At 34.4% G+C, this 10824-nt stretch carries 13 protein-coding genes; all 13 read left to right on the forward strand.

Annotated elements, in window-relative coordinates; translation table 11 throughout:
• Positions 1–141: 141 nt before the first annotated feature.
• The 13 genes from cysS to fusA all read left to right on the forward strand — a co-directional run bounded on the left by cysS (position 142) and on the right by fusA (position 10743).
• Entirely contained in the window at positions 142–1473 is a 1332-nt protein-coding gene (cysS, locus tag LJE08_RS11435) for a cysteine--tRNA ligase (RefSeq protein ID WP_227403287.1), read from the forward strand.
• Positions 1473–1859, forward strand: coding sequence for a Mini-ribonuclease 3 (locus LJE08_RS11440; protein ID WP_217256124.1), 387 nt, complete (start codon positions 1473–1475; stop codon positions 1857–1859). The genes cysS and LJE08_RS11440 overlap by 1 nt, the downstream gene beginning before the upstream one ends.
• Complete coding sequence (rlmB, locus tag LJE08_RS11445; protein WP_117925677.1) at positions 1856–2572, forward strand: 23S rRNA (guanosine(2251)-2'-O)-methyltransferase RlmB; 717 nt, start codon at positions 1856–1858, stop codon at positions 2570–2572. The genes LJE08_RS11440 and rlmB overlap by 4 nt, the downstream gene beginning before the upstream one ends.
• Positions 2573–2647: 75 nt before the next feature.
• Entirely contained in the window at positions 2648–3244 is a 597-nt protein-coding gene (locus LJE08_RS11450; protein ID WP_117925676.1) for a hypothetical protein, read from the forward strand.
• A 44-nt stretch (positions 3245–3288) separates the two neighbouring features.
• Positions 3289–3438, forward strand: a complete 150-nt coding sequence (gene rpmG, locus LJE08_RS11455; protein WP_117571901.1) for a 50S ribosomal protein L33 — start codon at positions 3289–3291, stop codon at positions 3436–3438.
• 9 nt (positions 3439–3447) lie between these two features.
• Positions 3448–3645 (forward strand): preprotein translocase subunit SecE, encoded by a 198-nt coding sequence (gene secE / locus LJE08_RS11460; protein WP_117925675.1) that lies wholly within the window; start codon positions 3448–3450, stop codon positions 3643–3645.
• A gap of 10 nt (positions 3646–3655) precedes the next feature.
• Positions 3656–4201, forward strand: coding sequence for a transcription termination/antitermination protein NusG (gene nusG / locus LJE08_RS11465; RefSeq protein ID WP_117925674.1), 546 nt, complete (start codon positions 3656–3658; stop codon positions 4199–4201).
• Between the two features lie 23 nt (positions 4202–4224).
• Positions 4225–4995 carry an HAD-IIA family hydrolase gene (locus tag LJE08_RS11470; protein WP_227403288.1) on the forward strand — a complete coding sequence of 257 codons (771 nt, stop codon included), beginning with the start codon at positions 4225–4227 and terminating at the stop codon, positions 4993–4995.
• Between the two features lie 55 nt (positions 4996–5050).
• The gene (gene secG, locus LJE08_RS11475; protein ID WP_003866033.1) at positions 5051–5281 is read left to right on the forward strand and encodes a preprotein translocase subunit SecG; all 231 of its coding nucleotides are present in this window, start codon (positions 5051–5053) and stop codon (positions 5279–5281) included.
• A 45-nt stretch (positions 5282–5326) separates the two neighbouring features.
• A complete protein-coding gene (rnr, locus tag LJE08_RS11480) occupies positions 5327–7393 on the forward strand; it encodes a ribonuclease R (protein WP_227403289.1) in 2067 nt (688 codons plus the stop codon).
• Positions 7386–7766: a VOC family protein gene (locus LJE08_RS11485; RefSeq protein ID WP_227403290.1), complete on the forward strand. Its 381-nt coding sequence runs from the start codon at positions 7386–7388 to the stop codon at positions 7764–7766. Before rnr ends, LJE08_RS11485 begins: the two co-directional genes overlap by 8 nt.
• Positions 7767–7988: 222 nt before the next feature.
• Positions 7989–8660 carry an ankyrin repeat domain-containing protein gene (locus tag LJE08_RS11490; protein WP_117925670.1) on the forward strand — a complete coding sequence of 224 codons (672 nt, stop codon included), beginning with the start codon at positions 7989–7991 and terminating at the stop codon, positions 8658–8660.
• Between the two features lie 10 nt (positions 8661–8670).
• Positions 8671–10743, forward strand: coding sequence for an elongation factor G (gene fusA, locus LJE08_RS11495; protein WP_117925669.1), 2073 nt, complete (start codon positions 8671–8673; stop codon positions 10741–10743).
• Positions 10744–10824 lie beyond the last annotated feature (81 nt).

Here is a 10824-nt window from a genome sequence, read left to right on the forward strand (position 1 = left end):
CGACCCTATAAAAATTTAAGGACTATGTTCGACCCTACAAGAATTTAAATATCCATTACATGTAGGCTGACCATTTGGTTAGCTTTTTTTTTCATGTTTTGTATTGTATAATAAAAAATATGAATTGGAGGACATTTTATTATGAAATTATATAATAGTTATTCTCAAACCATTGAAGAATTAAAACCAATCGAACCAGGAAAGATTTCCATGTACGTATGTGGACCAACGGTCTATAACTATCCACATATTGGAAATGCTCGTCCTATCGTTGTATTTGATACATTAAAAAAAGCATTGTCTGCACAAGGTTATGAAGTGACTTTTGCTTCAAACTATACAGATGTAGACGATAAGATCATTAAAACGGCTATTGAACAAAATGTTACTGAAAAGGAAATCACTGACAAATTTATTGTTGCCTATAACGATGTACGTAAAGGCTTACATGCAGATCTTCCAGCCTATGCACCTCGCGTTACAGAAACAATGAATCGTATTATCGAATTTATTGATAAGATGGTTAAAAATGGTTCAGCTTATCAAGTGGGAGGCGATGTTTATTTCCGAGTTAATAGTGATAAAAAATATGGAGAACTGTCTCATCAAAGTATTGATGATCTAATGGTTGGTGCTCGTATTGATGAAAATGAAAAGAAGGAGAATCCATTAGATTTTACTTTATGGAAAGAGACAACGGAAGGAATTAAATGGGATTCACCTTGGTCAAAAGGACGTCCAGGATGGCATACAGAATGTGTGGTTATGATACAGGATGTATTTAAGAAAACATTGATTGATATCCATGGTGGTGGTTTAGATTTAAAATTTCCTCACCACGAAAATGAGATTGCCCAATGTGAAGTATGCAACGATACACACTTGGCAAATATCTGGGTACACAATGGTATGATCAATATCAATGGTATCAAGATGTCAAAATCATTAGGTAATGTATGGTGGGCTAAAGACTTGATCGCAAACCATGGAGGAAACTTAACTCGTTGGTTGATGATTTCTACACATTATCGCGCTCCACTAAACTTAAACGAAGAAGCATTTTCAACTTCAAAGAAAGAATTAGATAAGATTGCAGCTGCTTATAAACAGGCTTGTGTAAAACTTGCTTTATCAAATGCTAAAGAAACAACTGCATTTGATGAAACGTATACTTCATTTATTGATGCATTAAATGATGATTTAAATACACCTAATGCGATCAGTGTTGTTTATGAAGTCGTTAAAAAAATCAATCAGGCGGTTCGTCAAAGAGAAATCGATGTTGAAAATTTAGCTGTTTTAGTACATACATTAGAAAAGATGCTTTATATTTTAGGTATTGAATTTGATAAGATTACAATGAGTGATGAAGATAAAGAAATGTATCAAAACTGGAGAAGTGCAGTTAAAGAAAAAGATTTTGAAACAGCGGATACACTTCGTGCTGCATTGATTGAAAAAGGAATTCTGTAATGGAAATTGTAACGGAAAATGCGACAAGTCTAGCATGGATTGGTGATGCCGTTATGTCTTTGGCTGTGCGCGAACACCTTCTAAGTTTAGGGTATCGCAAGGCCCATGTTCTTCAGAAGAAAAACGCTGTAATTTGTAGTGCTAAAGGGCAATCTGTTATGTTGAATACAATGATGGATGAAGATTTCTTTACCGAGGATGAGAAAACGATTCTTGCACGTGGAAGAAATGCGACGATTCATTCAAAGGCTAAAAATGCGACACACAAAACATACTTAGAAGCAACTGCATTAGAATCTATGTTGGGATATTTATATTTATATGGACATCAGGATAGACTTAAGGTTTGTCTAGATAGAATAATTGATATAGGGGACAGTCTATGATCGTATATGGAAAAAATGTGTATTCTACACTTCAAAATGATCCGGATTCAATCGAAAAAGTATATGTACTTCAGGGATTGAAAGACGCAAAGCTTTTAAAATCGATTCAAAAATCAAATTTAAAGGTAGAATATTGTAATCGTGCAAAATTAGATAAAATTGCGAATTCAACACATCATAATGGAGTTGCGGTAAAAGTAAGTGAAATTGAAACATATAGTATTGAAGAATTAGTTAGACGAGCTAAAAAGCCAGGATTATTAGTGGCTTTGGACGGTGTTCAAGATCCACATAATGTAGGTGCTATTTTAAGAACTTGTGATTGTACGGGTGTTGATGGTGTCATCTTGACGAAACACAATAGTTGTGGATTAACTCCAACGGTTGTTAAGGCAAGTACAGGAGCTGCTTATACTGTACCTGTTTCGATTGTGACGAATTTATCGCAGACATTAAGAAACTTGAAACAAGAAGGATATTGGGTTGTTGGTACAGATATGAAGGATGCAAGAGAATATCGTGAAGGTATGTATGATTCACCAACTGTATTAGTTATAGGATCTGAGGGTCAGGGTATTTCAAATCTTGTAAAGAAACAATGTGACTATATGGTGTATCTACCAATGGTCGGAAGTATCACTTCATTAAATGCGAGTGTTGCAGCAGCTGTCTTGATGTATGAGGTATACAACCAAAGAAATCCAATCAAATAAGTCGATTTTTTATAAAATCGGCTTTTTTAATGTCTTTTTCACATTGCCTCGTTATAATGGATTTAGGTGATAAAGATGAATATATATGAATGTATATACATGGTTCAAATGAATGATTTTACAGAAATGAAAAATTTGATTCAATACTATAGACCTATGGTGACGGACATATGGGCGGATGTCTTTGTACGAAAGGCAAACACAATTCTTTGCGAAAAAGAAGAATTCTATCGTCATGCCGATTTATTGTTGTATCATTGTATATTTGAATATCGAATGGATCGTGCACTTTCGTTTTCAGGATTTTATAGGCGTTGCACTAAAAATAAGGCCTATGATATTTTGCGTCATAGCATAAGAAAGCAGTGTTACTCAAATCAAACCTGTATTAGTTTAGACCAAAGAATTCGTGAGGATACAAAACTATACTATGGTGATGTGAACATGTTCGATTCATTAGAAGTTCATGATGTTGTTTTAGATAAACTCATGTGGGAATATACAAAAAATCGTATAAACCGTGTTTTTGGTAAAGATTATGTACAGATCATTGACTATCGAATGGAGGGCTATACTTTAAAAAATATAGCGGAAGAACTTGGCTTAAGTGCTTCAAAGGTAAGTTTTATGTTTGAAAAGGTAAAAAAGTGGTATACGACAATTGACAGTTGACTGGATAAAATGGTACATTTATTGAGTTAAGGAGCGTGAAGGAATTGGCAGATAAAGTTGTTTTGACGTGTACAGAGTGTTTATCAAGAAATTATACGACCCCAAAGAATAAGAAGACCAACACGCAACGTCTTGAAATTAAAAAGTATTGTCCAAAGTGTGGCAAGCATACTTTGCATAAGGAAACAAAGTGAGGAATCCATATGAGTAAAGAAAAAAAAGAAAGAACATATTCACCATCAAAAGTGTTCAAAGAATTAAAAACTGTTAAATGGCCAACATTTAAAGAATTAATGTCATCAAGTGGTTTGGTAATCGTATTTACAGTATTATTTGGTTTGTATTTCTTTGTTTGTGAGGTTTTATCAAGCGGTCTTGTGAAAGTGATCGTTGGCGCATAGGGAGGAAAATATGTCAGAGTTAAAAAAAGAATGGTATGTAGTAAATACATATGCAGGTCAAGAAAATCGTGTAAAAGAAAACTTGGAACGTCGTGTAAAAACTATGGGTCTTGAAGATTCTTTGTTCCAGATCGTCGTTGCTGAAGAAAAAGAAATTGAATATAAAAATGGTAAACCAGTAGAAAAAACACACAATCTATTCTCTGGTTATTTATTAGTGCAAATGATCATGACAGATGAAGCTTGGTATGTTGTACGTAATACACCAGGTGTAACTGGATTTATTGGATCAAGCGGAAAGGGTGCTAAACCATTCCCAGTAGCTCAAGAAGAAGTTGATGCTGTATTACGTCGTCTAGGACGTCAGGATGTAAATGTTCAAGTTGATTTTGAAGTGGGAGACCGTGTAGAAATCACAAATGGAGCTTTCAAAAACTCCGAAGGTGTTATTGAAGCTATGGACGAAGAAAAGAAAGAAGCTACAGTTCTATTAATCTTATTTGGTCGTGAAACACCAACAGAAATTCCATATATGGATTTAAAGAAAGTCGACTAAGACTTTCTTTTTTTAGGTGAATTATGAAAACTTTAGTATTTGACTTAGATGGCACAATGTATCGTGGGACGCAGATTATTGAAAGTGCTCATCAATTTTTAGATTATTGTATCCAAATGGACATTCCATTTATTTTTTTGACAAACAATTCGATGCGTACCCCACAAGAAAATGTAAAGCATATGGAAGAGATGGGATATACAAATATTAAGCCAGAGATGTTTTATAATAGTGCCATGGCAGCTAGCCAATATGTTAAGAAACATTATGAAGGGAATAAAGCTTATTACATTGGAAAACAAGGCATGAAAGATGCATTGAATCAAGAAGGTTTTATTATTGATGATGAAAATCCAGATTTTGTCTTTATAGGATTGGATAAAGATGCCACATATGCATCTTACTCAAAAGCTCTATCTTTGATTTTAAATGGAGCCAAAATTATTGGTACAAATAATGATCGTATTTTAGCAAAACCAGGTGGATTTGAAGTTGGTAATGGCAGTGTCGTAGATATGTTTGAATATGCAGCTAATCAAAAATCCCCTCGTATTGGTAAGCCAAATCGAGCGATTCTTGATTTGTGTTTAGAATATTTTGGCTTAAAAGAAGATGAAATTGTATTAATTGGTGATAATCTAGAAACGGATATTAAACTTGGGTATGAACAAAATATTGAAACGGTGCTTGTACAGACGGGGGTTCACAACAAGGAAGATATTGAACGACTAAAAATTTATCCAACTCATGTAGTGAATACGTTGATGGATTTAGTAGACTATAATTTTGACTAGTATTTTTATTGAATTATTGGTATAATCGAAATATCGTAGAAGGTGTGATGAAAAAATGAAAGATATATTAAACGTGGTTTTAATGACATTATCTGGTGTTATTATTATATTGACATTATTACAAAGTGGTAAATCAGACGGATTGTCTGCTGCCTTTACAGGAAGTGGAGATTTGAACTTGTTTGCGGTACAAAAAGAAAGAGGTCCTGAAAAAGTTATCTCTCGTTTAACTTTGTTTTGTGGAATTTTGTTCTTTGCGATTGTAATCGCATTGCAGATTGTGTAATTAAAAGACCGTTAAGGTCTTTTTTCTGTTTTAAAGGAGGAAAAAATGAAAGAAAAGATCATTCAATATCTAGAAGAAAAAAAAGAATGTAAAATACGCGATTTAGAAAAAATAGTAAGACCTAAATCAAGTAAAGAATTTACAGAAATGGTGAAGTCTTTAAATGAATTAGAAGATGAAAAATTGATTTATAACGATCATACAAGCCTATATTTGATTGATGATATACATTTTATGGCTGGAAGTGCAAAAGATATTTCCAGATATGAAATTGCTGTATTTAATGAAAATAATAAGGTGTATGTTCCGAAAAATAAAAAGATGAAGATCTTTGATAAAGATGAAGTTTTAGTGCGATTAAAGCCAGAACCGTCTTTAATCAAAGTGTTTAATCATGGATTGACAAATATTACAGGAGTTATGATTCTTAAAAAGAAGAAAACATTCTTCTATAGCGATTTAGATTTACACTGTTCAATTCGTGTAGTCAATGAAAAAGAATTTAGTTTTAAAAAACGTACAAAAGTTGTATGCCAAATTGTGAAGTATGCAGATCCTCTAGAAGTAAGGATTATCCAAGTCTTAGGACATCCAGACGATGCAGGCGTAGATATTAGTGCTATGCTTACGAGCAACCAAGTTCGTCAGGTATTTAATGGGAAAATTGTAAAGGAGTGTAAAAGAACCCCGGCAAAAGTACAAAAGGATGAACTTGAAAATCGTAAAGATTTAAGAAATCTATTAACTGTCACAATTGATGGGGATGACGCCAAGGATTTTGATGATGCGATATCGATTGTGAAAAATGAAAAGGGATATTTATTGTATGTACATATTGCCGATGTTTCACATTATGTAAAAGAAAATAGTGCCCTTGATCAAGAAGCCTATTTACGAGGAAACTCTATATATGTTTGTGATCGAGTTGTGCCTATGCTTCCATTTGATTTGAGTAACGGTATTTGTTCATTAAATCCAAGTGTAGACCGTTTAACGATTACTTGTGCTATGCAAGTGGATGAGAGGGGAAATCTATTAACATATAATGTCTTCCCGAGTGTGATTCATTCCGATAAGCGCTGCACATATAAAAAGGTAAACGCATGTTTAGCTGCAGATGAAACTATACTGGAAGAGTATTCAGAAGTTAAAGATTTATTGTTTACTCTAGAATCTTTAGCTAAATTATTAAAGAAACAGTCACACAATCGTGGATGTATTGATTTTAATACCAAAGAAGCAAAGATCATTATGGATAAAAATGGTTATCCTGTAGATGTAACAGTTTTAGAGCGCGGTTTTGCCGAACAAATGATTGAAGAATGTATGATCTTAGCCAATGTTTGTGTGGCTCACCATATGCATGTGAATAAAATTCCAAGCATGTATCGTGTGCATGAAAATCCAGATCCTAAAAAAGTGGCGACAATCTGTACCGTTGCGAATTCTTTACGTATTCCATTTGATTTCTATCCAGATGAAGTAAATGCTAGCCAAATCCAAAAATTCTTAGAATCGATTCAAGATGAAAATTCATATGAAGTCTTGTCTATGGTAGCTTTGCGTTCTATGCAAAAGGCGCGTTATGATGCGCATTGTTTAGGACATTTTGGTTTGGCACTTGAAGAGTATTGTCATTTTACAAGTCCAATTCGTCGTTATTCAGACTTAGTTGTACACCGTATGCTGCATGCATATTGTTTTAATGAACAAAAGCGTACACCATCAAATGATGAAAAGAAAATCGAAAAACAGGCTTTCCATATTTCTGAAAAAGAAAGAGATGCGATTATGATGGAAAGAATGGTGAATGACTATAAGAAGGCGCAGTTCATGGAGAAAAGAATTGGTCAAGTTTTTGAAGGAACAATTGTTGGTGTGATGAGTTTTGGTTTCTTTGTGGAAATGGATAATACAGTGGAAGGACTTGTTCCAGTTCATACTTTATCAAATGACTTCTACGATTATGATGAGGATACAATGACTTTAAAGGGACAGACGCATGGTAAAGTGTTCCAAATGGGAATGCGTGTACGTGTTGTTTGTACGGATGTCCAAAGAGAAAAAGGACAAGTGACATTTAGTTTGTTAGAAAGAAGAAATCATGATTAAGGGAATTCACCATGTTGCATTTAAATGTGAGACCCAAGAACAATATGATGAAATGATTTGTTTCTATCATGAATTATTAGAACTTCCCGTATTGAGAAAGTGGGATACAGGCATTCATTTAGATTGTTTTAATAGTTGTATTGAAATATTTTTGGATGGCACAAAGTCAGTTGGGGAAGGATGTATTCGTGATTTTGCGTTTGCGACAGATCATGTGGATGAACTTGTTGAAAAAGTTCGTAATGCTGGCTATAGAGTGAGTGTGGAGCCTAAAAATGTAGATATGAAAACAAATCCAGTTTCTCCAATTCGAGTGGCTTTTATTGAAGGTCCGCTTCATGAATCTATTGAATTATTTTGTGAAAAGGCATAATTGGTAGGTTTTCTGTCCAAGTTGGTACTTGATTTGCACTAAATATTTTCTTTGTTAGAATGGAATCAGTTAAACAAAGGAGTGATTGAGATGAATCAAGTTCAAGGCGTAAAAGTAAATAAAAATTTCAATCTTTTCTTTGTACATATGTAAACTGGGGTGAACTATCATTCCAGTTTTTCTGTGATTTCAAGAGCAATAATGATGAGGAGGATGATTGAAATGGATCAGAATTTTAATAAGGTATTTTGGGATGCATGTGCGAATGGAGATTTCCCAATGGTTTGTTCTCAAATCAAAGCAGGAGCGGACGTAAACTACCAGAATGGTGATGGCCGTACTGCATTGATGCGTGCAAGTAAGCGTGACCGTAAAGATGTTGTGCAGGTTTTACTTGATAATGGGGCTGATGTGAATATTTCAGATAATAAAGGGAAAACAGCTTTAATGACAGCTGCAAAAAAAGGTAATAAAACAATCTTAAAGGCTTTGATTGATGCAGGTGCAGATGTCAATGCCAAAGATGACAGAGGACGTACAGCTTTAATGCGTGCTTGCTTATTAGGACAAGATCGTTGTGTTGAAGTATTATTAGATGCTGGGGCAAAAATCAATGATCAAGATGAGGTAGGTCGTAGTGCTTTAATGGAAGCTTGTATTGCGTTTAAGCGTGACACAATTCACTTATTGCTTGAAAGAAACGCAGATGTAAACTTATTTGATAATAATGGTGTAACTGCATTGATGCGTGCAGCTTATGGAGGATATCCAAGTTTAGTGGAAAAATTATTGGCATATGGCGCTGATAAAGATATGACAGATAAACAAGGTAATGTTGCATTAGATTATGTTCGTGAACACTGTAGAGCTCAATTAGAGCCAATCTTAAGATGAGGTTAAGCGTATGAGAGATTATCAGAGTTTTGAAGTACGTAACGTAAGCGTAATCGGACATAGTGGAGCTGGAAAAACAAGTGTTCTAGAAGCTATGTTATATTATACAAAGGCAACAGATCGTTTTGGTAAAACAACAGAAGGAAGTTCAATGATCGATTTCGATGTTGAAGAAATTCGTCGTGGACTATCTGTTTATACAACAATTGTTCCAATTGAATGGGAAGATAGTAAAATTAATTTCATTGACACACCAGGCTATTTAGACTTTGTTGGTGAAAAACAAGGTGGTTTTGCGGTAGGTGATTCAAGTTTAATCGTAGTTAATGCCAAAGATCCTTTACAATCAGGAACTAAATTGGCTTATAAACAAGCTATAGCTGAAAAGAAGCCTACAATTTTTTTTATCAATAAGTTAGATGAAGAACACACAAGTTTTGATGCAAGTTATCAAGCATTGCGTGAAGAATTTGGTAAGAGTGTTATTCCATTTGAGGTTCCTATCGTTGAAGATGGAAAAATCGTCGGATCTGTAAATATCATTAAAAATAAAGCCTGGTATTATAGTCCGGAATTAGCTGATAAAGCATGCCCAGTGCCTGAATCTATGCAAGAAGAAGTGGCTCTTTATAAAGATCAGATTGCCGAAGCGGTTGCGATGGGCGATGATGAATTAATGGAAAAATTCTTCTCTGGTGAAGAATTTAGTGATGCAGAATTAAAACGTGGTGTGCGTATTGGTGTACGTAATGGAGAAATTTGTCCAGTATATTCTGGTAGTGCAGTCAATTCAATTGGTATCCAACGTTTGATGGATTTAATCGTTGATTATTTCCCAACATACTCAGAAAGAGGTATGTACACAGCTACAACTCCAAATGGTGTTAAAGTTGAATTGTTGACAAGTGAAACAGAAGTTTTAACAGCACAAGTATTTAAAACGATTATGGACCCATTTGTTGGAAGAATCAGTTATGTAAAAGTATTGAGTGGTGTACTTGCAGCTGATAGTACAGTTGTGAATGCCAATAATGGTAAACCTGAAAAAATCAGTCAAATCTATATCGTTAAAGGTAAACACCAGACAGCAGCTGGTAAATTGTTTACTGGAGATATTGGTGCTTTAGTAAAACTACAAAATACTAGAACAAACGATACATTGTGTGATAAAGGCAAATTGTTGATGGCAGATCCAATCACATTCGATACACCGATGTATGGACAAGCTGTTGTGCCTAAGACTAAAAATGACGAGGATCGTTTATCAAATGGACTTGCTCGTTTACAGGAAGAAGATCCAACATTTAAAGTTGTAAACAATCCAGAAACAAAAGAAACAGTGATTTATGGTGTGGGTGATCAACACTTAGATGTCATTGTAAATAAATTAAATTCTAAATTTAAAGCTGAAGTTGTTTTAAGTGATCCAAAAATCACATATCGTGAAACAATCACAAAGACAGCTGTTGGTGAAGGTCGTCATAAAAAACAATCTGGTGGACATGGACAATTTGGACATGTATTTGTAGAATTTAGTCCAAATCCAGATGAAGAAGAAATGGTATTTGCAGAAAAAGTATTTGGTGGAGCTGTTCCGAAACAATATTTCCCGGCCGTAGAAACTGGACTTCGTGAATGCTGCCAAAAAGGTCCTTTAGCAGGATATAAGATGGTCAATGTGAAGACAACATTATTAGATGGTAAATATCATGATGTTGACTCAAGTGAAATGGCATTTAAAATGGCTTCTCATTTAGCTTATAAAGACGCGATGACTAAAGTTCGTCCAATCTTATTAGAACCAATCATGAATGTTAAGATTCGTGTTCCAGATGAATTTACAGGAGCTGTAATTGGTGATATGAATAAACGTAGAGGTTCAATTATGGGTATGACTCCAGTGGATTCAGATCAAGAAATTGATGCACAAGTTCCAATGGCAAATATGTCTAGATATTGTGTTGAATTAAGAAGTATGACAACTGGTTTAGGTACTTATACAATGGAAATGGACCGATATGATCCAGTGCCAGAACCTTATGCTTCAAGAGTGATTGAAGAGAGCAAAAAAGAAAAAGAATAGAACATACGTAAAAAGACAGCAAGAAAAGGCGCTCTAAAATAGTGTAGGGTTATGTGAAAATACCGGCTTTAAATTATTGTA

It is taken from the genome of Holdemanella sp. DFI.5.55 (assembly GCF_020593575.1).
GTDB lineage: Bacteria > Bacillota_I > Bacilli_A > Erysipelotrichales > Erysipelotrichaceae > Holdemanella > Holdemanella hominis.